The organism is Nocardiopsis nanhaiensis (assembly GCF_054778635.1).
Map to the genome: position 1 here is coordinate 14,865 of NZ_BAAGZJ010000078.1, position 23,011 is coordinate 37,875.

The 23,011-nt window shown below is 69.7% G+C and carries 18 protein-coding genes and 1 pseudogene; 12 read left to right on the forward strand and 7 right to left on the reverse strand.

Annotated elements, in window-relative coordinates; all coding sequences use genetic code 11:
• Positions 1–75: 75 nt before the first annotated feature.
• Positions 76–879 carry a CAP domain-containing protein gene (locus tag ACYVD1_RS27475; protein ID WP_460777390.1) on the reverse strand — a complete coding sequence of 268 codons (804 nt, stop codon included), beginning with the start codon at positions 877–879 and terminating at the stop codon, positions 76–78.
• A 412-nt stretch (positions 880–1,291) separates the two neighbouring features.
• Between ACYVD1_RS27475 and recO the strand changes: the two genes are divergently transcribed.
• The 5 genes from recO to ACYVD1_RS27500 all read left to right on the forward strand — a co-directional run bounded on the left by recO (position 1,292) and on the right by ACYVD1_RS27500 (position 4,942).
• Complete coding sequence (gene recO / locus ACYVD1_RS27480) at positions 1,292–2,023, forward strand: DNA repair protein RecO (RefSeq protein ID WP_460761369.1); 732 nt, start codon at positions 1,292–1,294, stop codon at positions 2,021–2,023.
• Positions 2,020–2,871 (forward strand): isoprenyl transferase, encoded by an 852-nt coding sequence (locus ACYVD1_RS27485; protein ID WP_460777391.1) that lies wholly within the window; start codon positions 2,020–2,022, stop codon positions 2,869–2,871. The genes recO and ACYVD1_RS27485 overlap by 4 nt, the downstream gene beginning before the upstream one ends.
• Complete coding sequence (locus tag ACYVD1_RS27490) at positions 2,871–3,680, forward strand: SGNH/GDSL hydrolase family protein (RefSeq protein ID WP_460777392.1); 810 nt, start codon at positions 2,871–2,873, stop codon at positions 3,678–3,680. The genes ACYVD1_RS27485 and ACYVD1_RS27490 overlap by 1 nt, the downstream gene beginning before the upstream one ends.
• 108 nt (positions 3,681–3,788) lie before the next feature.
• Positions 3,789–4,625, forward strand: coding sequence for an SGNH/GDSL hydrolase family protein (locus tag ACYVD1_RS27495; RefSeq protein ID WP_460777393.1), 837 nt, complete (start codon positions 3,789–3,791; stop codon positions 4,623–4,625).
• 41 nt (positions 4,626–4,666) lie between these two features.
• Positions 4,667–4,942 (forward strand): Clp protease N-terminal domain-containing protein, encoded by a 276-nt coding sequence (locus ACYVD1_RS27500; RefSeq protein ID WP_460777395.1) that lies wholly within the window; start codon positions 4,667–4,669, stop codon positions 4,940–4,942.
• Positions 4,943–5,068: 126 nt separating this feature from the next.
• Here ACYVD1_RS27500 and sph read toward each other — a convergent pair whose 3' ends face one another.
• The 5 genes from sph to ACYVD1_RS27525 all read right to left on the reverse strand — a co-directional run bounded on the left by sph (position 5,069) and on the right by ACYVD1_RS27525 (position 8,806).
• Positions 5,069–6,037, reverse strand: a complete 969-nt coding sequence (sph, locus tag ACYVD1_RS27505; RefSeq protein WP_460777396.1) for a sphingomyelin phosphodiesterase — start codon at positions 6,035–6,037, stop codon at positions 5,069–5,071.
• A gap of 172 nt (positions 6,038–6,209) precedes the next feature.
• The gene (locus tag ACYVD1_RS27510; protein ID WP_460777398.1) at positions 6,210–6,602 is read right to left on the reverse strand and encodes a Fur family transcriptional regulator; all 393 of its coding nucleotides are present in this window, start codon (positions 6,600–6,602) and stop codon (positions 6,210–6,212) included.
• Positions 6,599–7,501, reverse strand: coding sequence for a metal ABC transporter permease (locus tag ACYVD1_RS27515; protein ID WP_460777399.1), 903 nt, complete (start codon positions 7,499–7,501; stop codon positions 6,599–6,601). Before ACYVD1_RS27515 ends, ACYVD1_RS27510 begins: the two co-directional genes overlap by 4 nt.
• On the reverse strand, positions 7,494–8,345 hold the full coding sequence (locus ACYVD1_RS27520) for a metal ABC transporter ATP-binding protein (protein WP_460777400.1): 852 nt from the start codon (positions 8,343–8,345) through the stop codon (positions 7,494–7,496). Before ACYVD1_RS27520 ends, ACYVD1_RS27515 begins: the two co-directional genes overlap by 8 nt.
• Before the next feature lie 89 nt (positions 8,346–8,434).
• Positions 8,435–8,806 (reverse strand): DUF6703 family protein, encoded by a 372-nt coding sequence (locus tag ACYVD1_RS27525; protein ID WP_460777401.1) that lies wholly within the window; start codon positions 8,804–8,806, stop codon positions 8,435–8,437.
• Between the two features lie 354 nt (positions 8,807–9,160).
• Here ACYVD1_RS27525 and ACYVD1_RS27530 point away from each other — a divergent pair, with 354 nt between their 5' ends.
• The 3 genes from ACYVD1_RS27530 (at position 9,161) to ACYVD1_RS27540 (ending at position 15,059) form a co-directional block, all read left to right on the forward strand.
• The gene (locus ACYVD1_RS27530) at positions 9,161–12,877 is read left to right on the forward strand and encodes a bifunctional glycosyltransferase/CDP-glycerol:glycerophosphate glycerophosphotransferase (RefSeq protein ID WP_460777402.1); all 3,717 of its coding nucleotides are present in this window, start codon (positions 9,161–9,163) and stop codon (positions 12,875–12,877) included.
• A gap of 309 nt (positions 12,878–13,186) precedes the next feature.
• The gene (locus ACYVD1_RS27535; RefSeq protein WP_460777403.1) at positions 13,187–13,483 is read left to right on the forward strand and encodes an antibiotic biosynthesis monooxygenase family protein; all 297 of its coding nucleotides are present in this window, start codon (positions 13,187–13,189) and stop codon (positions 13,481–13,483) included.
• 187 nt (positions 13,484–13,670) lie between these two features.
• Positions 13,671–15,059, forward strand: coding sequence for a glycine--tRNA ligase (locus ACYVD1_RS27540; protein ID WP_460777404.1), 1,389 nt, complete (start codon positions 13,671–13,673; stop codon positions 15,057–15,059).
• Positions 15,060–15,378: 319 nt separating this feature from the next.
• Here ACYVD1_RS27540 and trhA read toward each other — a convergent pair whose 3' ends face one another.
• Entirely contained in the window at positions 15,379–16,173 is a 795-nt protein-coding gene (gene trhA, locus ACYVD1_RS27545) for a PAQR family membrane homeostasis protein TrhA (RefSeq protein ID WP_460777405.1), read from the reverse strand.
• 419 nt (positions 16,174–16,592) lie between these two features.
• On the opposite strand from trhA, the gene ppdK reads away from it, so the two are divergent.
• From ppdK to ACYVD1_RS27565, 4 genes and pseudogenes are all read left to right on the forward strand, one after another.
• Complete coding sequence (gene ppdK, locus ACYVD1_RS27550) at positions 16,593–19,286, forward strand: pyruvate, phosphate dikinase (RefSeq protein ID WP_460777406.1); 2,694 nt, start codon at positions 16,593–16,595, stop codon at positions 19,284–19,286.
• A 669-nt stretch (positions 19,287–19,955) separates the two neighbouring features.
• On the forward strand, positions 19,956–20,984 hold the full coding sequence (locus tag ACYVD1_RS27555; protein ID WP_460777407.1) for a YdcF family protein: 1,029 nt from the start codon (positions 19,956–19,958) through the stop codon (positions 20,982–20,984).
• A 49-nt stretch (positions 20,985–21,033) separates the two neighbouring features.
• A complete protein-coding gene (locus ACYVD1_RS27560) occupies positions 21,034–22,284 on the forward strand; it encodes a deoxyguanosinetriphosphate triphosphohydrolase (RefSeq protein ID WP_460777408.1) in 1,251 nt (416 codons plus the stop codon).
• Between the two features lie 635 nt (positions 22,285–22,919).
• Positions 22,920–23,011 (forward strand): annotated as a pseudogene (locus tag ACYVD1_RS27565) (IS982 family transposase); the annotation flags it as partial.

A 23,011-nucleotide genomic window follows, 5' to 3' on the forward strand; every position in this document is an offset into this window, starting at 1 on the left:
TGAGAACGGGCCGCGCCCAGAAGGGACGCGGCCCGTTCGCGTGGGACCGGGTTCGGCAGCGGTGCTGAGGCCGGGTTACTCCCAGCCGAACTTCTGGGTCCAAGCGTTGCCGGCCTCGCCGACCCCGATCGACTCGAGCCCGCAGTTGAGGATGTTGTCCCGGTGGCCGGGGCTGTCCATCCAGGAGTTCATGACCTGCTCGGCGCTCTGCTGGCCCTTGGCGACGTTCTCCGCACCGAAGGCGTTGTACCCGTGCCGCTGTGCGCGTTCGCCCGGGCCCTCGCCGTCGGGGCTGTCGTGGGCCATGTAGTCGCGGTCGTCCATGTCCTGGCTGTGCTCCTGCGCGGCGGCGGTGAGCCGGTCGTCCACATCGACGGGGCCGCAGCCGTGCGAGGAGCGCTCGTCGTTGACCAGGTTCACGACCTCGGCGGCCTGCGGACCGCCTGCGGACTCGACGCCGACACCGCCGCCGCTTCCGGAGTCCCCGGAACCGCCGCCGCTGCCCCCGGAGCCGCCGTCGCTGTCGCCACGGCCTCCGTCCCCGTCGTCGTCGGAGTCCTCGGCGTTCGAGGACGCGGTGACCTGGGCGTCCTGGGGGTCGCTGTCACCCTGCGGTTCCGCTGCTTCGGACGCGCCGGTGGGGGTATCGAAGAAGTCGTCGTCGGCCGACGCGTCGGGAACGCCCGAATCGTCGCCTACGCTCTCGCCGATCTCGCCGGCCGCGTTCGTACCGTCGGCCGGGTCGGTGTTGTCGCCGACACCGGAGAGCACCAGGGCCCCGGCCAGGGTGAGTCCTACCGGGACCGCTGCTATGCCGACCGCGATCGGCACTGTCCTGCGTCGACCTTCGCGTTCTGAGCGCTGTTCGCGAGCGCTCATTCTGCGCCTGCCTCGGCGGCCTCGCGCCATATCGCTCTACCTTCCGTACAGGTGTGGGGAAACGGGCGGGTAACCCCTGCGGGTGGTCGGGTCCGTTCGGTCCCGACGGGCTTCTACGCCGGGGCTCTTGGTCTTCCCCGCGCGGGCTCTTCCGCTGCCCAAGGCCACGTGTGGGATGCGTGGCCCGCTGTCGGGCGGCCGTGTTTACGGCCCCGGGGCCGGTTGCCGCCAGGGACGGGCGGCGGGCCCGAAATGGAACGCCCTAGCGCGTGAGAGTAGAGCAAATGTCCTGAAAAGGGAATCCAAACCGTAATAAACCTGCTCAGGGTGGTGCGCGTCGGAGGGACCGCGCGCGTCCATCAGCGCGGGCCCGTCCGCGCGGGTAGTCTCCGCCGTCCGTGACAATGGGGGTGTGAGTCTCTACCGCGACGAGGGTGTCGTCCTGCGCAACCAGAAGCTGGGCGAGGCCGACCGCATCGTCACCCTCCTGACCCGACGCACCGGCCTGGTGCGCGCCGTCGGCAAGGGCGTCCGCCGCACGAAGTCGCGCTTCGGCGCCCGCCTGGAGCCGTGTACCCACGTCGACCTGCAACTGCACACCGGCCGGAGCCTCGACGTCATCACCCAGGCCGAGACCCTGCGCTCCTACGGTGAGGCGGTCGTCACCGACTACTCGCGCTACACCGCGGCCACCGCGATGCTGGAGACCGCCGAGAAGGTGGTCTCCGTGGAGAAGGATCCGGCCCTGCGCCAGTTCCTCCTGCTCATCGGCGCTCTGCGTACGCTGGGGGAGGGGAGCCACGAGGCCAGGCTGGTCCTGGACGCCTACCTCCTCAGGTCCCTGGCGGTCGCCGGGTACGCCCCGGCGCTGACGGAGTGCGCCCGCTGCGGCAGCCGGGCGGAGCACCGTGCGTTCGCGGTCCACGCCGGCGGTATGGTCTGCTCGGTGTGCCGTCCCCACGGTGCCACGCATCCCTCGCCGGAGACGCTCCGACTCATGTCGGCGCTGCTCGGGGGCGATTGGGACAGCGCGGACGCCAGCGACGACAGGCACCGATCCGAGTGCAGTGGTCTGGTCGCGGCCTACCTACAGTGGCACCTGGAAAACGGAATCCGATCACTGCGCCATGTGGAGCGTTCTTGAGTCTGTTCAGCTTCGACAACGGTAAGCGGCGCGAGCGGGAGTACGACGCGCCCGTACCGCACCCCTCGGGGGTGCGCCCGCCTGAGCTCCCCGCCGACCTGGTGCCGCGCCACGTGGCCGTGGTCATGGACGGCAACGGCCGTTGGGCCAAGACGCGCGGGCTGCCGCGCACCGAGGGGCACAAGGCCGGGGAGTCCTCCCTCTTCGACGTGATCGAGGGCGCCATGGAGATGGGGATCCCCAACCTCTCCGCCTACGCCTTCTCCACCGAGAACTGGAAGCGCTCGCCCGACGAGGTGCGCTTCCTGCTCGGCTTCAACCGCGAAGTCATCCGCCGCCGCCGTGACGAACTGCACGCCCGCGGGGTGCGCGTCACGTGGTCCGGACGCCCCGGGATGCTCTGGAAGAGCGTCATCAGGGAGCTCAAGGACGCGGAGGAGATGACCAAGGACAACACCAGGCTCACGCTCCAGTTCTGCGTGAACTACGGGGGCCAGGCGGAGATCGTCGACGCAGCGCGCGAGCTGGCCCGGCAGGCCGCCGCAGGGCAGATCTCCCCGGAGAAGATCACCGAGGACACTCTCACCCAGCAGCTCTACGCGCCCGATGTTCCGCCAGTGGACCTCTTCCTGCGGTCCTCCGGGGAGCAGCGGCTCTCCAACTTCCTCCTCTGGCAGTCCGCCTACGCAGAGTTCGTCTTCCTGGACACGCTCTGGCCCGACTTCGACCGCCGCGACCTGTGGCGGGCCTGTGAGATCTACGCGAGCCGGGACCGCCGCTACGGCGGAGCCCTGCCCAACCCCGTGGGTGGGAACGTGTCCGACCCTGCGGAAGAGGGGAGCAAGTAATGGCCAAGGAGAACCGCACCGAGGCGGGCGCGCCAGTCAAGCCCGGGATGGCGTTCGCCGCTCTCGGCGACAGCTTCACCGAAGGCGTGGGCGACCCCTACCCGGACGGTAGCGGGGTCTTCCGCGGATGGGCCGACCGGCTGGCGGAGCACCTCGCCGACCACGCGGGCGAGATCGAGTACGCCAACCTGGCCGTGCGCGGCAAGCTCATCCGCCAGATCGTCACCGACCAGGTTCCGCCCACCCTCGGGATGGCGCCGGACCTGGTCACCCTGTGCGCGGGCGGCAACGACCTGCTGCGCCCCGCGGGCGACCCCGAGCGCCTGGCGAAGATCCTGGACCACACGGTGGCCCGGCTGCGCGCCAAGGGCAGCCAGGTCGTACTGTTCACCGGTGTGAACGTGGCCACCGGTTACATGCGCGGCACCATCGGCCTGTTCGCGCGCTACTACATGAACGTCCGCGCCATCGCGGACAAGTACGACTGCTTCCTGGTCGACCAGTGGTCCATGGACGTGCTCACCGACCCCCGCGCCTGGGACGAGGACCGCCTGCACATGTCCCCAGAGGGGCACCGCCGCCTGGCCCTGCGCGTCGCCGAGGTCCTGGGTGTTCCGGTCGACGAGCGCTGGGACGAGCCCTGGCCCGAGATGGAGCCGGTCAGCTGGACCGAAGCGCGCAGGGACGACCTGCACTGGGTCAAGGAGTCCCTGGGACCGTGGATCGGACGCCGCCTCACCGGGAAGTCCTCAGGGGACACGGTGACCGCCAAGCGGCCCGAACTGACCCCGCTCTCCAAAGACCACTGACACGACTTTTCAGGGCACACCGCTCATGGTGTGAGCTCCGCCCCAAAACGCGGCAAACCATCAACCTACTGTCGCGTAACCCTGGCGTTGAGTTGCATCATCGGCACTATGAGCGGTGTGCCGACCGGATCCTCCGGTGACTTGAACAACAAGGACATCTTGTCCTACGTCGCCCTCGGGGACAGCTTCACCGAGGGCATGAGCGACCCCTACCCGGACAGCGACAGCGTTCCCAACGGCCGCTACCGCGGCTGGGCGGACCGCGTGGCCGAACACCTCGCGGAGCACGTGCCCGAGGTCCGCTACGCCAATCTCGCCGTCCGGGGACGCCTCATCGCCCAGATCCGCGACGAGCAGGTGCCGCGCGCGGTCGAGATGGCCCCCGACCTGATCACGATCTGCGCCGGCGGCAATGACATCATCCGCCCCGGCAGCGACCCCGACGAGGTCGTCGGGATCTTCGAGCAGATGATCGCCGAACTCCGCTCCACCGGGGCCCGGGTGGTCATCTTCACCGGCTTCGACACCAACTGGCATCCGGTCATGCGCCACCTGCGCGGCAAGATCGCCACCTACAACATGCACTTGCGAGCCGTCGCGGACCGGTACGGGTGCGACGTCGTGGACGTGTGGAGCATGCGGATCTTCTCCGACCCCCGCTCCTGGAACTGGGACCGGCTCCACCTGTCCTCCGAGGGCCACCGCAGGCTCGCGCTGCGCGTGTGCGAGGTCCTGGACGCCCCGGTCGACGACGACTGGAACGAGCCCTTTCCCGCCCCGGAACCCCGCGACTGGCGCACCGCCCGCCAGGAGGATTTCCACTGGGCCCGCGAGTTCCTCGTGCCGTGGATCCACCGGCGCCTCACCGGACGCTCCTCAGGCGACGGCATCCACGCCAAGCGCCCGACCCTGGAGCGCTGCGACCCCGCCGAGGGCGAGCACTGACGGCCTCGTAGGCCAGCGCCGGGTCCCGTAGCGTCGGAGCCATGGAAACGGGACCCGTGCGCAGGAGCGCCGACTTCACCCCCAGGGCCGCCCGCATGCTGGACGAGGCGCGCCGCATCGCCGCGGAGTCCGGGGTCACCGGATCCGAGGGGAATCCGGTGGTCGGCGCCGAGCACCTCTTCCTGGCGATCCTGGCCGACGAGGACGGCGTCCCCGCGCAGCGGCTGTTGCGGGACCACGACCTCCCTGCCGTTCGCGCCTCGGTCCGCGCCGTCCTGGACTCCCCGGACTACCCGGGCTACCCCGGCCCCGGGTGACGTGTCCGTCCGGCCGCCCAAGGCCCAGCCGGGCGCGGTCCGTACCGCGTTCCAGGCCCCGACCGCCGGGGCCTGTCACCTCGACGCGTGCGGCGGCCCCAGCCAGGAGGTGTCCATCCACTCACACTAGGGAAGCGAGGACGATCCGAACACCGGGTAGTGGTCCGAGTAGTCGTCGTAGGCGTACTCGGTGCCCCAGGAGTTCACCGTCCAGGGCTCGCTCTTCACGGCGCGGGTCTCGTTCACGTAGGACTCGGGCGCGGCGTCGCCCCGGATCGGCAGGACGTGGTCCAGCTGCTGCGGGTCCCAGCCGGAGTAGTCGTGCTCCGCGATCGAGTTGGTCGTGGGATCCCAGGAGATCGCGTCACCGGCGGCGGCCGGCTCGACGGCGTCGAGCTGTTCGATGGCCCGGTCCCACTCCTCGCTGCCGCCCACGACGTTGAGGTCGCCCGCGACGTAGACCTGCTCGTTGCCGGGGATGTGCTGCTCGTCCAGCACGGACAGGATCTGGTTGAGCTGGTGTCGGCGGATCTCCGCGTCCTCGCCGTCGCCGCAGGCGCCGTCCTCGGACTGCATGTGGGTGCCCACCACGTGCAGGGGGCCCTCGGGGGAGTCGATCTCCACGTAGGCGAATCCCTTGTTGGAGAACCAGTCGGCGCCGCAGGCCCGCTCGAAGATGTGCTGTTCGCCGCGCAGGATAGGCCAAGTGCTGTGGACGCTCACCCCGCCGTTGGTGACGGTGTGGTGCCGGAAGCCGGTGGTGCGGTCCCAGCCCGACTCCGAGCGGCCCACGACGGGTGTCGCGTGCGGGTACTCGTCGGACAGCCCGTCGCGCAGGCGCTCGGCGCTGGAGTTCTCGAAGAGCTCCTGGAGGACCACGACGTCCTGGCCGGAGAGGAGGCCGTCCTCCACGGTCAGGTCGGCGCGCAGGTCCTGTCCCCAGTTCGGGTACATGGCCTTGGGCATGAGGAACGCGTTGTGGGTGGCGATCCGGGGGCCGGCCGGGTCCGCGGTTTCGGCCGCGGCGGGGGATGCGGGCAGGAGCGAGGTGGTGACCAGCGCTGTCAGGAGCGCGGCGGTAGTTCTTCTGTACACGGGCTCTCAGCCTGCCCGTTCCCCGACACGGGGTGGCTACTGGCGGGTAACCAGTCGGTGGAGTCCTCGTGCACGGCAGGGGGCCCACGGGGGAGACGACGAGTGCCCCGCACACGCGGGGCACTCGGATGTCTCTTCGGGCGCTGTCAGGCCAGGCGTTCGGGCCTCGTGGTCAGGCCTCTTGGGTCTGCCGCAGGGAGCAGTCGGCGCAGATACCGAAGACCTCGACAGTATGGGTCACCCCGGTGAAGCCGTGGTGGGAGCCGACCTCGGCGGCCCACTTCTCCACTGTGGGGCCCTCGATCTCCACGGCGGTCGAACAGGCCCGGCACACCAGGTGATGGTGGTGGTTGTCGGTGTCGCAGGCACGGTAGACGGCCTCGCCGTCGTCGGTGCGCAGCACATCGACCTCACCGGAGTCACTCAGGGCTTGCAGGGCCCGGTACACCGTGGTCAGACCGATCTTCGAACCGTCTGCCCGCAGGTCCGCGTACAGGTCCTGTGCGCTGCGGAAGCCGGAGGACTCGCTCAGAACCTGGCGGACTGCCTCGCGTCTCGTACTCATGGTTTCACCCTCCCCCGATCAGTCTGGGGCATCGTATCCGCCGGGCCGCCGCCTACGGGAGGGAGGGGTGCCGGGGCGCGGCGTTTGGCCGTGCGGAGCAGGACCCCTCCGAGAAGTACGGAGAGGCAGAAGATCGCCAGGGCCAGCAGCACGATGGTGGCCCCGGGGGCGAGGTCGGAGTAGAAGGCCGTGGTCAGGCCGCCCAAGGACGAGACCAGGCCGATCAGGATCGCCAGGCCCATCGTCACCCGGAAGCTGCGGCTCAGCTGCTGGGCCGCGGCGACGGGGACGATCATCAGGGCGCTCACCATCAGCACACCGACCACCCGCATAGCGATCACCACGGTCAGCGCCGCGGTGACCGCCAGCAGGATGCTGAGGAAGCGGACCGGCAGCCCGTGTGCCCTGGCCACCTCCTCGTCCTGGCAGAGGACGAACAGCTCGCGGCCGAACACAGCCAGGACCGCGATCACACCGGCCGCCAGCACGCTCACGACCCAGACGTCCTCCGCGCTGACGGTGCTCACCGAGCCGAACAGGAAGGACGTCAGGGTGGCGTTGCTCGCACCCGGGGTGAGCCCGATGAGCAGGACCCCGCCCGCGATGCCGCCGTAGAACAGCAGTGCCAGCGCCACGTCGCCGCTGGCACGGGTGCGGACGCGCACCACCTCCATGAGGAGGGCGCCCACGGTGGCCACGACGGCCGCGGTCAGCACCGGTGAGGTGCTCGTCAGCAGGCCCAGGGCCACACCCGTGAGCGCGATGTGGCCGATGCCGTCACCCAGGAGCGCGAGGCGGCGCTGGACCAGGAACGTACCGATGATCGGGGTGACCAGGCCGACCAGTACCGCGGCGATCAGGGCGTGCCGCATGAATTCGTACTGGAGCATCTCAGTCACGTCGGGGTACCTCGAGTCGGATCATCTCCGCGGCCGTGGTGGTGTCCGCGGGGTGCGGTTCCGGGTCGTTGGGGTCTGGATGCGGGTGCTGGTGCTCGTGCCCGGGGCGCGCGCACGCACCGGTGATCTCCGGAGCCTCGCCGTCATGCACGACCCGGCCGTGCTCCAGCACCACGGAGCGTTCGATCACCGACTCCAGCGGGCCCAGCTCGTGCAGCACCAGGACCACGGTGCTGCCGTGGTCGCGCAGGCGGGCGATGGCGTCGGCGAGGGCACGCTGGTTCTCCGCGTCGACCCCGGCCATCGGCTCGTCCATGACGAAGGTGTCGGGCCGTCCGGCGAGCGCGCGGGCGATGAGGACCCGCTGCTGCTGGCCGCCGGAGAGCTCGCGTACGGCGTCGCGCGCGCGGTCGGAGAGGTCGACGGCGGCGAGGGCCTCGTCGACGGCGGCGCGGTCGGCCTTGGTGGAAAGGGAGAAGCGGCGGCGCGAGGCGATCTGCCCGGAGGCGACGATCTCGCGGACGGTGGCGGGGACGGCGCCGCCCGCGGTGAGCCGCTGGGGCACGTAGCCGATCCGCCGCCAGTCGCGGAACCGGCGCAGGGGCGTGCCGTGGACCCGGACCTCACCGGAGGTGAGCGGCACGATGCCGAGCATCGCGCGCATCAGGGTCGACTTGCCCGAACCGTTGGGGCCGAGGACGGCCATGGTCTGGCCTTCGGGGACTTCGACGCTGACGCCGTCGAGGACGGTGACGCCGTCGTAGGCGACGCGGGCGTCGACGGCCTGGAAGGCGGGCGGGGCTGCGAGGCTGGAATCGCTGGGCCCCGTGAACTGGGCAGACACCACTTCATTATGACGAAAACGAAAATGATTGTCAAAATTGCTGTAGTTGCCCGCAGATGTGCCGGTTCGGGATCGGTGCTGGTCCGGGCTCAGAAGCCGAGGATCCGGGCGACCGCCAGCACCAGTACCACCAGCACCATCAGTACCCGGGGCACCCGTTGCTGCCGGTGGAGTGAGGGCCAGGTCAGGTAGGCCAGCCAGACGAAGAACACCGCCACCAGGAGCAGGCACAGCGCACCCAGCCACCCCGGAGCCATCAGCCCCGCGATGAACAGCGCCCCGAGGGCCACCGGCGGCAGCCACCGGGGGCGCTGGTGCAGCCAGACGAGGGGGACCGCGCTCCGCCGTTCCACCTCGCTCCGCAAGCGCCCCGCGCCCGGTGTGAACAGGGAGTCCCCTTGGGGCAGAGGGCGGCCCCGCTGAGGCTGCCTTCGCTCGTCTTCGTTCTCGGGAGAGGCCATCGCCGCCAGTTCCTCTTCCTGCGTCCCAGAGCACGTGCCGCGCGCTCGACCCACCCGCCAACCCCGTCCGGCACGGGCGCCGTGTCGCCGGTTGCGGGCACCGTTTCCCAGGCTTGTGATAATCCTGTTGTTAGACCCTAGTGCAGGGCCCTGGCCGCAGTGCCGGGCACAGGCGCGGCCCTATCCACCGCCGTGCATCTCCCCTCGTACCCGTTTCCGCACTGGCCTGGGTTGGTGCACGATGGGTCAAGAAACTTCTACATTTAGTTATTGACCGCCTGTTCGCGCGGGCCGTCCGCACCTCGGTACCCGCGCGTCGTGCCGTGACGAACCCTCCGGAGGGTGTCTACTTCCGTGCCCGAACCCACAGTCATCGTGACGTTCGACGTCACCGAACCACATCTGCAGAACTGCCTCGACTCCCTGGCGCGTCAGCGCGACGAGAACCAGGCCGGAGCCTCGGTGGAGACCACAGCCGGTCGGCCAGACATCGAGGTGCTCCTTGTGCCGGTCCGGACCACCAACGGTGAGTACCGAACGGCGGTCACGGAGACCGAGGACCTTGTCCCAGACGGCGAGGACCAGGACACGAACGGCGACGACGAGGGGGCTGACAGCGGACCGGACGCCCCTCGCCCCGAAGAGAACGACCAGGGCGACGAAGCCGTCGAGTCCGCCCGTGAGGACGGGCTGGCCACGGCCGAGGCCTTCGTGCGGTCGTCGCCCGCGGGGCTGCGCGTCATCCTCCTGCCGGGAGAACCCGCGCCCGACCACCCCGAAGCGCGCTCCCGGGGCGGCGCCGCGGCCACCGGCAGCCATGTGCTCTTCCTCACCGGGTCCGACGCACTTACCAGCTACGCGCTCGCATACCTCGCCCACAGTGCCGCCGACACCCGTTCCGACCTGGTCATCGGCAACGTCCACCAGTTCAACGAGCTCGGTGCCTCGCCCTCCAAGGCGCACAAGAAACTCTGCGGCCGGGAGCGGCTCGCCGAGGACCCCAGAGCCCTGCCCGGACTGATCACGGACGCCGTCCTCGGCAACCGGCTCTGGCGCAAGGAGTTCTGGGACGCCCTGCCGGACCAGGAACTCTCCCCCGAGGACGCCGACCTCGGCATCAAGCGCGCGACCCTTCTCGCGGACTCCGTGAACGTGCTCGCCGCCCCGGTCCTGCTCCACAGGGAACGCGAGAAGGCGACCTTGCCGCTGGACAAGGCGGTCCTCCAACGGCGCATCACCGCGCTGGGGAACATCGCTGGCGCGCTCACCAGAGCCGACCGCCAGCTGTGGAACCGCGCCACACTCCAAGGCGAGCTCCACCGGCTGCTCCTGCGCCTGGACGACGCGGACGAGGAGGTGCGCGAGGCCGCCCTCGACCTGGTGAACGGCTACCTCGACCACGTTCCCGCCGCCCAGCTGCGCGGACTCAACGTCCTGGACCGCCTCCTGTACCACCTGGTGCGCAAGCGGCGCCTGGCGGACCTGCTGGAGGTCGCCACCTTCGCCAAGAGCGTGGAGATCAAGAAGGCGGGCGTCGTACGCCAAAGGCTGGGCTACTACGCCCGCTACCCCTTCTTCGACACCAAGGAGCCGGGCAAGGCCGTCCCCCGGGAGATCTACCGGCTCGGGGACGAGATCAAGGTCCGACAGAAGACGGAGGACGTCCGCTGGGAGGACGGCCGACTGCACGTCAGCGGCCGGATCGGGATCCGCAACCTGCGGGCCCGCAAGCGCTGGCAGCAGCACGTCGTCGCCTTCGCGGTCAACACCGTCACCCAGCGCCGCGTGCGGGTCCCGGTCAGAACGCGGATGGCCGCCGAGTACCGGCTGCCCGACCTGCCCGACTCCGCGCGCCACGACTACGGCGGCTTCACCGTCGTGCTGGACCCGCGCCGGCTGCGCTCCTCACGGGGATGGCATCCGGGGGACTGGAAGATCGAGCTCGTGGTGTTCAACCGGGGCCTGACCCGGCGCCGGATCGTCTCCAACCCGGTATCGGGCCCGCCCGAGCGGCCCGCCTACCAGCACGTCGGCGACGACGTGTGGGTCCGCCCGCACTGGAACCGGGACCGCCAGTTCGTCGTCAGCGTCGAGCCGGAGGCCGCCCGGGTCAGCGAACACCGCTTCGACACCCGCACCGCCGAACTCGCCCTGAGCGGAGAGCTGCTGTCTCCGCCCGCGGCCGAGGCGACCGAGCTCAGGCTGCTCCGCAACCACGGCACCGCCCGGCTCAGCTACCCGGTCAGCATCCAGGGCGGCCGCTTCGACGCCCGGATCCGGGCCGACGAGCTGTTCGCCCGCGGTCTCAACGAGTGCGGCGGTGTGATCCGGCAGGAAGAGTGGGAGGCCTACCTCGTCACCCCCGACCAGCACCGCATCCGACTGGTCCTGCCCGACGCGGTACCCACCACGGCCTACAACTCGGAGGGCGCGCAGCAGGAGCTGGCCGTCCACAGGACGGCCACCGGGTACCTGAAACTGCGGGCGGGACGGGCCCGACCCGTGGTCGACCGTGCCGAGTGGGACGAGCACGCCCTCGTCCTCGGGGGCGAGTTCACCGCCGGGGCGGACCTGCGCCTCGTGGCGAAGGCCCGCGGCCGCGACGAGGAACACGAAATCGTCGTGCAGCACTCCGGAAACCGCTTCACCGCCCGGTTCGCCCCCTCCCGGATCCCCACCCTCTCGGGTGAGCTTTCCCTGCCGACCGGCGCCTACCAGCTCTGGGGCCGGGTCGGCGAGGACCCGGCTGAGGGTGTGACCGGGCCTGGCAGTGTCGACGTGGGGGTGGAGTTCGCCGATGCCCTCATCCACGGTCTGCCGCTGGAGAGCGAGAGCCCGGAGCGCACGTACACGCTCTCCTACCAGGGGCGCGGTATCCCGGTGGTCCAGGTGGGGACCGACCTGCGCCCGGTCGAGCGCGGAACCTACGCCCAACGCGAGCTCCGGGAGACCTACTACCCGGCCCAGCGCACGAAGCCGGTCACCGAAGGCATCCTCTTCGACACCTACACCGGCCGCCAGTACTCCGACAGCCCGCAGAGCATCTACGCCGAACTGCGCCAGCGGGAGCGCTGGGCCGACTACCCCATGTCCTGGCTGGTCGCCGACGGGCAGGTGCGCCTACCCGACGACCTCGAGCCGGTCCGGCACCGAGGCGAGGAGTACTACCGGGAACTGGCCCGCAGCCGGTACTTGGTCAGCAACTCCCGCCAGCCCGCCTGGTACCACCGGCACCCGGAACAGGTGGTCGTGCAGACCTGGCACGGTTCGATGCTGAAGCGGATCGGCTTCGACGTGGACAACATCCGCGGGAAGTCGCGCGACTACTTCGACAAGCTCGCCTGGGAGACCCAGCAGTGGGACTACCTGGTCTCGCCGAGCCCCTGGGCGACACCGATCCTGCGCAGCGCCTTCCGTTTCGAGGGCGAGATCCTGGAGACCGGTTACCCGCGCAACGACATCTTCTTCTCACCGGACCGGGAGCGCATCGCCGAACGCACCCGGCGCGTGCTGGGGCTGCCCAAGGACAAGAAGGTCGTCCTGTACGCGCCCACCTGGCGGGACGACAAGTACTACACGCGCGGCAAGCACAAGCTGGACCTGCACCTCGACCTGCGCCGGATGTACGAGAAGCTCGGCGACGACCACGTGCTGCTGGTGCGCCGCCACCCGCGCGTCGTGGACAGCGTGCCGATCGTGGGGGAGGACTTCGTCTACGACGTGTCCCTGTACCCGGAGATCCAGGAACTGTTCCTGATCACCGACGTCCTGGTCACGGACTACTCGTCGATGATGTTCGACTTCGCCAACACCGGTCGGCCCATGCTCTTCTTCACCTACGACCTGGAGAGCTACCGGGACAACCTGCGGGGGTTCTACTTCGACTTCGAGGAGACCGCGCCCGGGCCCCTGCTGACCCGATCGGACGACGTCATCGAGGCCCTGCGGAACATCGACGACGTGGTCGCCAAGACCCGGGACACCTACCGGTCCTTCGTCGACCAGTTCTGCCCCTTGGACGACGGCCACGCCTCCGCCAGGGTCGTCGACCAGGTCTTCGGCAGGGACTAGGGCGTGTTCGGCGGACACATACCCTGCTGCGCGTCGCCCCAGCGGCACTTGCACTGCGCATCTCTCAGTCGACAGCCGAACCCGGGCGGGCCCCCGCTGTGCGATGCTGCCGAGCTTGCGAGGCAGAGCACAGTAGGGGAACTCCTTCTTCAGCCTTGTGCCAGCACCACTGGATGCGCCGCTCGCGACGGGCAGCATCCACCGAACACGCCCTAGAGAGCTCGAACGTGCCTTCTGCTCGGGCCGCTCCGGAATGCTTCCGGGGCGGCCCGCCGCGTTTGCGCGCGTTCCGTGCGCCACAATGGTCCGGTGATCGTCATCACCCGTTACTCCGTGCCCGAGGCCGACACCGAGGCCTTCCGAACCGACGCCGACGCCGCCGTGGAGGTCCTCTCCCAACGGCCGGGATTCCTGGGCCACCGCATCGGCCGCGCCGCCGACGACCCCACCCTGTGGACCGTGGTGACCGAATGGGAGGGCGCCGGCTACTACCGCAGGGCACTGTCCGACTTCGACGTGAAGGTCACTGCCGTGCCCCTGCTCTCGAGGGCCATCGACGAGCCCACCGCCTTCGAGGTACTCACCGGCGCCGACGCCCCGTCCTGACCCGTGTGAGCGCGGCCGCACCCCGGTGGAAAGGGTGCGCGGACGCCTGGTGATTGCTCTAGCCTGGGGGATGCGGTCGCCCGGAGCGCCACATCCGTGGCTCCGCGTGCTGGCCGCGCCCCAACAGACCCGACGATGTATCGCGAACAGCGATCCACCGACCGCCAGCCGGATGGAGAAGTCACCCATGGCCGCCAAGTCAGAGGCAATGGACGCACTGGTCAACCTCGCCAAACGCCGAGGTCTGGTCTACCCCTCCAGTGAGATCTACGGAGGTCTGCGCGCGGCCTGGGACTACGGACCCTTGGGCGTGGAGCTGAAGAACAACGTCAAGCGCCAGTGGTGGCGTTCGACGGTCCAGGAGCGCGACGACATCGTCGGCCTGGATTCCAGCGTGATCCTGTCCCGTGAGATCTGGGAGGCGTCCGGCCACGTCCGGGAGTTCGCCGATCCGCTCACCGAGTGCCAGGCCTGCCACAAGCGCTTCCGCGCGGACCACCTCATCGAGGCCTACGAGGCCAAGCACGGCCGGGAACCCGAGGAAGGCCTCGCCGCCATCGCGTGCCCCAACTGCGGAGCCAAGGCCTCCTTCACTGAGCCGCGTATGTTCAACGGCCTCCTGCGCACGTTCCTGGGCCCGGTCCAGGACGACAAGGGCCTCGCCTACCTGCGCCCGGAGACGGCGCAGGGCATCTTCATCAACTACAAGAACGTCGAGCAGAGCGCCCGCCGCAAGGTTCCCTTCGGCATCGGCCAGATCGGCAAGTCGTTCCGCAACGAGATCACCCCTGGCAACTTCATCTTCCGGACCCGCGAGTTCGAACAGATGGAGATGGAGTTCTTCGTCAAGCCCGGCAGCGACGAGGAATGGCACCAGTACTGGATCGACCAGCGCCACCAGTGGTACCTGGAGCTGGGCATCGCCAAGGACAACCTGCGCCTGTACGAGCACCCGAAGGACAAGCTGGCCCACTATTCCAAGCGGACCGTGGACATCGAGTACCGCTTCGGCTTCCAGGGCAGCGAGTGGGGCGAGCTCGAGGGCGTGGCCAACCGCACCGACTTCGACCTCAAGACGCACGCTGAGGCCTCCGGTGCCGACCTGTCGTACTTCGACCAGGAGAGCAACGAGCGCTACATCCCCTACGTCATCGAGCCCGCGGCAGGTGTCGACCGGGCGGTGCTCACGTTCATGCTGGACGCCTACAACGTCGACGAGGCCCCCAATGCCAAGGGCAAGATGGAGAAGCGCGCCGTGATGCGCCTCGACCCGCGCCTGTCGCCGGTCAAGGTCGCGGTGCTGCCGCTGTCGCGCAACGCCGACCTCTCGCCCAAGGCCCGCGACCTCGCCGCCCTGCTGCGCAAGCGCTGGAACGTGGAGTTCGACGACGCCGGCGCGATCGGTCGCCGCTACCGCCGCCAGGACGAGATCGGTACCCCGTTCTGTGTGACGGTGGACTTCGACACCCTGGACGACAACGCCGTGACCGTGCGCGAGCGCGACACCATGTCGCAGGAGCGCGTCTCGCTGGACCGCGTCGAGATGTACCTGCTGGAGCGCCTGCCCGGCTGCTGAGGCCGAGCATGAGCCCTGGGCCCAGGGCCCTGATCCGAGAGACCGCCCGTTCCCGCACCCGGGGGCGGGCGGTCGTCGTCGGGGGCGGTGCACACCGGTCACAGGCATCGGCGGGCACCGGCAGCAAACACAGAGAGGCGGCCGGACCCGGGGGGATGTGGTTTCCGACCGCCTCTTCGGTTCCTCCGGCCGCACACGGCGCGGGGAACCGGGTCCCAACGTAGCGGTAGCCCCTGAGCGGTGTGCGGGAGTTTCGTGCTCGTTGTCCTACCGTGTAAGCCAATCGTGACGCGGCGGCCGAATGTGGCCAGTCGTCCCGTCAGCCCGCCGCGTAGACCACGAAGGACACTGCGATGTAGTGGCAGATGAACGCCGCGATGGTCAGCGAGTGGAAGATCTCGTGGAAGCCGAACCAGCGCGGTGCGGGGTCGGGCCGCTTGAGGCCGTAGACCACGGCGCCGACGCTGTAGAGCACGCCGCCCACGAGGATCAGGATCCAGGTGGCGGGGTGCGTGCCGCCGACCAGGTCGGGGATGAACAGGACCGCCACCCAGCCGATGGCGAGGTAGAGCGCGGTGGACAGCCAGCGCGGGGCGTTGAGCCACAGGAGCTTGAAGGCCACCCCGGAGATCGCCCCGCCCCAGACCAGGGCCAGCATGGCCGTGCGCAGGGGGTCGTCCAGGACCAGCACGATGAACGGCGTGTAGGTGCCCGCGATGATCAGGTAGATGTTCGAGTGGTCCATGCGGCGCAGCACCCTCTGTGCGCGCGGCGACCAGCGGCCCACGTGGTAGATGGCCGAGGTGCTGAACAGCAGCACGGAGCTCAGTGCGTAGACGGCGCTCGCGACCATGGCGGGGACGGTGGGCGACAGCGCGACCAGGACGATGCCGGCGGCCAGCGCGAGCGGCGCCGTCCCGAGGTGCAGCCAGCCGCGGAGCCGGGGCTTGACCGCGTCCAGGAGGTCCCCGGCGGCGGACACCGCGCGCTCGGGTACGGAGGCGGCGGGGTCTTCTCCCGTCGCCGGGGCGGCGCCCCCCGCCTTGGAATCCCCCGTTCGGGAGCCGTCCGCCTGGGATTCCTCCGTCTCCCGCTCCTTCGACACCGTTCGCACCTCTCACGTCCAGCGACCCCGCTCGGTGGCGGGCACACTCCGAATTCTAACTTACGGAGCCGTAGGTTACTTGTTGGTAATGCTGTGTCTCGACGCACAGTGGGTGCCGGAGTGGCCGCTGTGACGGGGGATTGGTCGTGCGGCCGGTTCGTGCCGGAGTCGCCCGGCGAGGCTCACTGCGGCTCGCGGAAGAACACCGCTGACCAGCGGTGACATGGGGCACACGGGTATCCTCCTGCTGTTTCCGGGTGGGGGATAGGTGCGCCTGAACTGAACCATTGGTATAGACCTGTTTAGTAGCTGTGAGCAGCTAATATGCCATCAATGGGTGGTTCATGACTCCTTGCTTTTGCGGAGTCTGGATAGAGTCTCGCCCGACAGCCGGCCCGCGCCGCCGAGAGAGAACGAGGGAGCACCCCGTGACCAAGTACGTCTACAAGTTCACCGAGGGCAACAAGGATCTGAAGGACCTGCTCGGTGGCAAGGGGGCCAACCTCGCCGAGATGACCAACATCGGTCTCCCGGTTCCCCCCGGTTTCACCATCACTACACAGGCGTGCCGTCACTACCTGGAGAGCGGTACCGTCCCCGGCGGCCTGGACGCGGAGATCGAGGCCAACCTCAAGGACCTCGAGAAGGCCATGGGGCGCCGGCTCGGCCAACCCGACGATCCGCTCCTCGTGAGCGTACGGTCGGGTGCCAGATACTCCATGCCCGGCATGATGGAGACCGTTCTCAATATCGGCCTCAACGACGAGTCCGTCGTGGGGCTGGCCGCCCAGGGGGGCGACGAGCGCTTCGCCTGGGACTCCTACCGCCGCCTCATCCAGATGTTCGGCAAGACGGTCCAGGACATCGACGGCGACCTCTTCGAGGAGGCCATCGACGACCTCAAGGCCGAGAAGGGCATCACCGACGACCTCTACCTCGACGCCGCCGACTTCCGCCGCCTGGTGGAGCGGTTCAAGGACGTCGTCGCCGAACAGACCGGCAGCCCGTTCCCCACCGACCCCCGCGAGCAGATGACCCTCGCGGTCAAGGCGGTCTTCGACTCCTGGAACGCCCCGCGCGCCATCCTCTACCGGCGCCGGGAACGCATCCCCGCCGACCTCGGCACCGCCGTCAACGTCTGCTCCATGGTCTTCGGCAACCTGGGCATGGACTCCGGTACCGGAGTCGCCTTCACCCGCGACCCCGCCTCCGGCCAGCCCGGTGTCTACGGCGACTACCTCCAGAACGCCCAGGGCGAGGACGTGGTGGCGGGCATCCGCAACACCGTGCCCCTCACCGACCTGGAGAAGATCGACGCCCGCAGCTACGAAGAGCTCATGGGCACCATGGAGGCTCTGGAGAACCACTACCGGGACCTGTGCGACATCGAGTTCACCATCGAGCGCGGCAAGCTGTGGATGCTCCAGACACGTGTCGGCAAGCGCACCGCGGGTGCGGCCTTCCGCATCGCCGACCAGCTCGTCGACCAGGGCATGATCACTCTCGACGAGGCGGTCCAGCGCGTCACGGGCGACCAGCTCGCCCAGCTCATGTTCCCGCGCTTCGACGAGAGGGCCGCCGCGAGCGATGAAGCCCACCGCCTCGGCCGCGGCATGAACGCCTCACCCGGCGCCGCCGTCGGCAAGGCCGTCTTCGACTCCTACACGGCCGTCAAGTGGTCGCGCAGCGGCGAGAAGGTCATCCTCTGCCGCCGCGAGACTAACCCCGACGACCTGGAAGGCATGATCGCCGCCGAGGGCATCCTCACCAGCCGGGGCGGCAAGACCTCCCACGCCGCGGTCGTCGCCCGAGGTATGGGCAAGACCTGTGTCTGCGGTGCGGAAGAACTCGACATCGACACCAAGAACCGCCGCTTGACCGCGCCCGCCGGCGAGGTGATCGAAGAGGGCGACATCATCTCCATCGACGGCACCAACGGCCAGGTCTACCTCGGCGAGGTACCCGTGGTGGACTCGCCGGTGGTGCGCTACTTCGAGGGTGAGATCGACCCCGCCTCCGACCAGGCCGACGACCTCGTGCGCTCCGTGGACCGGCTGATGCACTACGTCGACGCCGCCCGCCGCATGTACGTGCGCGCCAACGCCGACACCCCAGAGGACGCCGCACGCGCCCGCCGGATGGGCGCCCAGGGCATCGGCCTGTGCCGCACCGAGCACATGTTCCTCGGCGACCGGCGCCAGCTCGTGGAGAGCCTCATCCTGGCCGATACCCCCGACGACCAGCAGGAATCCCTGGACGCGCTTCTGCCGCTGCAGCGCGCGGACTTCAACGGCATCCTCGGCTCCATGGACGGTCTGCCCGTCACGGTGCGCCTGCTCGACCCGCCGCTGCACGAATTCCTGCCCGACATCACCGAACTGTCGGTGCGCGTGGCCGTGGCCGAGGCCCGCGGCGAGAGCCACGAGAACGACCTGCGCGTGCTGCAGGCCGTGCACAAGCTGCACGAGCAGAACCCGATGCTGGGTCTGCGCGGCGTGCGCCTGGGCCTGGTCGTCCCCGGGCTGTTCACCATGCAGGTGCGCGCCATCGCCCAGGCCGCCGTCGACCGGATCCGCGATGGCGGCCGTCCCCGGCCGGAGATCATGATCCCGCTCGTCGGCACCGTCCAGGAGCTGGAGATCATCCGCGACGACGCGCTGCGCGTGCTCCGCGAGGTGGGGGAGGAGAACGGCATGGAGTTGGACTTCCCGGTGGGCACCATGATCGAGCTGCCCCGCGCCGCGCTCACGGCCGGGCAGATCGCGGAGAACGCCGCGTTCTTCTCCTTCGGCACCAACGACCTCACCCAGACGGTCTGGGGCTTCTCCCGGGACGACGTCGAGGCCTCGTTCTTCTCGGCGTACCTGGAGAAGGGCGTGTTCGGGGTCTCACCGTTCGAGTCCCTGGACGTGGACGGCGTCGGCCGCCTGATCCGCATCGCGGCGGAGGAGGGGCGCGCGGCCCGCCCGGGGATCAAGCTCGGCGTGTGCGGCGAGCACGGCGGGGACCCCGTTTCGGTGCACTTCTTCCACCAGGTGGGCCTGGACTACGTGTCCTGCTCGCCGTTCCGGGTCCCGGTCGCCCGGTTGGAGGCGGGCCGGGCTGCGGGCCGCTCTGTCTAGGGCGTGTTCGGTGGATGCTGCCCGTCGAGAAGGTGCTGCGCCGTAGGCGTCCGTTGAGGGTTGGTGGCGGGCGACGGGCGGGGGTGCTGCGCCGTAGGCGTCCGTTGAGGGTTGGTGGCGGGCGACGGGCGGGCGTGTCCAGTGGTGCTGGCACAAGGCCGAAGAAGGAGTTCCCCTACTGTGCGCTGCCTCGCAAGCTCGGCAGCATCGCACAGCGGGGCCCGCCCGGGTTTGGCTGTCGACTGAGAGATGCGCAGTGACAGTGCCGCTGGGGCGACGCGCAGCAGGGTATGTGTCCGCTGAACATGCCCTAGCCCCGCCCTCCGAAGGGTTCAGTGCTTCGCCGGAGGAACCGGACGAGTGCGGCGCCCCCGCCCGCCGGGGGCGCCGTGGCGGGTGTTCCAGGGCTTTCGGGGCACTAGAATCGGCCACTACGGTGGCAGCTGCACGAAAAGGCTACTGTGACCTGTTCGTGATATATTCTTGACCTCTGCGGCTTCCTGTGCGTTGTCTCCGATCCGCCACCCCACGGGCGGGGCGTCGGGCACGGTCGGCCACTCGATCCATAGCCATGCCCTCCCCTTGGACGGGGTGTCCCGAACCAGCGGTGGGCAGCGGGCGTCCCAGTGGGGGTACCGCGTCCTGAGTCAACTGTGCGGAGGTGAGCCGGTGCGAACGGCGAGTGACGGTCGCGGCGAAGAGCCGTGGGAGGACTCCACCACACCCCCCGCCTCGGCGGACGACGAGGCCACCAGGGTCTTCTCCCACGACGGTTTCGCCGGACCCGCTCCCGCGGCACCGGCGGCCGACACCGGTCCCGCGGCACCGGCGGCCGACACCACCAGGGAGTTCACCCGTTCCGACCACTTCGCCGAGGACCCCGAGCACGGGGGCGCGGATGACCTGGGCGGCGGCCCGCCCTTCACCCGGAAGTTCGTCCGGGACCGCCCCCTGCCGCGCGCCCATGACGAGGACCGGCCCCTCTACCGTGACGAACGGGACGAACCCGAGCCGCCACCGGAACCGCGCACACGCCGTCCCGAACCCGCTCCGCCCCGGAAGCCCCGGCGGCGCAAGCGTCGACGCTTCCGGGTGCGCTGGCTCATCACCCTGATCCTGATCGCCGCCCTGGCGATCCCGCCCGGCACGTGGGGATGGGTCTGGTACACGGCCCGCCAGGACGACCGGATGGCCTCCGACGCCATCGTGGTGCTCGGCGCCAGCCAGTACAACGGCGTGCCCTCCCCGGTCTTCGAGGCGCGCCTGCGCCAGGCCCAGGTCCTCTACCAGGACGGTGTGGCGCCGGTCATCGTCACGGTCGGCGGTAAACAGCCCGACGACACCTACACCGAAGCCGCCGCGGGCCGGAACTGGCTCGTCGAGGTCGGGGTCCCCGCCGAACAGGTCGTCGCGGTCGAGGAGGGCAGCGACACCCTCCAGAGCATCGACGCGGTCGCGCAGGTCTTCGACGAACGCGCGTGGGAGACCGCCGTCCTGGTTTCCGACCCCTGGCACAGCGCGCGCTCCAAGAGCATGGCCGCCAGCTACGGGATCGACGCGGGCACCTCGCCCGCGCGCACCGGGCCCGCGGTCATCGAGCGGGAGACGCAGCTCTGGTACATCACCAGGGAAACCGCCTCGCTCTGGTACTACTGGATCTTCAACGACAGCAGCGACATCCGGGTCAACGCGGCCTGACCTGCGCGATCGACGCGTTCTGTCGCTGTCGGGAAGTAGAGTCACGGCCATGACGACCAACCCGGGTGAGAACGGCGCGCACAGCTACACCGAGCGCGACACCGAGCGCCTGTCCCAGGAGTCACGCAAGAGCAGGCGGCGCGGCCCCTTCGAACGGGACCGCGCCCGCGTCCTGCACAGCTCGGCCCTGCGTCGGCTCTCCGCCAAGACCCAGGTCGTCCAGCCGGGGGTGAGTGACTTTCCGCGCACCCGGCTGACCCACTCCTTGGAGTGCGCCCAGATCGGCCGAGAGCTCGGCGGGGCCCTCGGCTGCGACCCCGACCTGGTGGAAGCCGCCTGTCTCTCCCACGACCTGGGCCACCCGCCCTTCGGGCACAATGGCGAGCGCGCCCTCGACGAGGCCGCCGCGGCCTGCGGCGGCTTCGAGGGCAACGCCCAGAGCCTGCGCCTGCTCATCCGGCTGGAAGGCAAGGTCATTGCCCCCGACGGCCGCAGCGCTGGCCTCAACCTGACCCGGGCCACCCTGGACGCCACCGTGAAGTACCCGTGGCGCCGCGGTGAGGGCGGCGACACCCACAAGTTCAACTGCTACCCCGACGACGTCGAGGCCTTCGCCTGGCTGCGTGAGGGGGCGCCCAACGGTCGCACGTGCTTCGAGGCGCAGGTCATGGACTGGTCCGATGACGTGGCCTACTCGGTGCACGACGTGGAGGACGCCCTGCACGCCGGGCTGGTCAGCATGGCTGCCCTGCGCGATCCCGGCGAGCGCGCCGAGGTCTGCCGTATCGCCGCAGCGTCCTACTGCGACGCCGAGACCGCCGAGCTCGACGAGGTGTTCACCGACCTGCTGGCCGAACCCGTCTGGCCCCGCGAGTTCACCGGTGACCTGGCCTCGCTCGCCGCCCTCAAGAACCTCACCAGCGAACTCATCGGCCGCTTCTGCCGCGCCGCGGAACGCGCCACCCGCCGGGCCCACGGGCCGGGTCGCCTCACCCGCTACGGGGCCGACCTCGTCCTGCCCCGCCGGGCGCTGCTGGAGTGCGCCCTGCTCAAGGCGGTGGCAGTGCGCTTCGTGATGTCCCGCGAGGAGGCGCGGATCTATCAGGCCGAGGAGCGCCGGACCGTTATCGAGCTGGTAGACGCCCTGTGGCACAGCGCCCCCGGGGCTCTGGACCCGCAGTTCCGGGCCTCCTTTGACAGCGCCCCCGACGAGGCCGCCGCACTGCGGGCGGTCGTCGACCAGGTCGCCTCCCTCACCGACACCTCCGCCACGGCACTGCACACCCAGCTCGTCACCTGAACGGCCGTCACCTGAAGCCCAGCTCGTCACCTGAATGGTCGTCGCCGCTGCGGACCCGCAGAGCCTGGTGGGAATGGGTCTGCTGGCAATGAGCGTGCTGTCAGTGAGCTTGCTTGCAAAGGGGACTGTTGGCCAAAGGGGACTGCTGGTAACTGGCCAAGGGGGACTGCTGGTAATGGGTGTCAGTCGGGTTCTCCTGCTGTGGTGGGGGTTGCCTTCCGGGCTAGGGTTCCCTCCTTTCCCGCCGCCCGATTGTGGCCGTCTCCGCTGCGCGCCTCAAGGTCGTCGCCGTCGAAGCGCTGGCGCGCTATCGCAGGCGCTCCACCTTGACCCGCTCCGCTACGACGGCGGGTTGGCGGCTATCGGGAAAGGGGGACGCGTGGTCGAGGTCCGAGCGGGACCAACACGGCCTTCGGCCGAACTCCTCGGGCTTCGCCCGACCCCTCGGCCTGGCGGCCGATGCCTGCCCCTGCGCCGGAGCGTTGACGGGTCGGGTGTCGCGGCCGGTCACTGTGGGCAGCGCGAAACACCGGGGCGGTCTCGAGTGGTACCGGTGTGTGGTGAACCCCCTAGATGAGTGAGTCCGATGTGTGAGCAGGTAGCGGACACAGCGAAGGGTGCCGCAGAGTCTTGGTGTGAAACGAGACCTGGACACCCTTCTGACCGCACTCTACGTCTTCTGCGACGACCACGTCGTCGAACCCCGCCATATCGGCCGACCGCCACG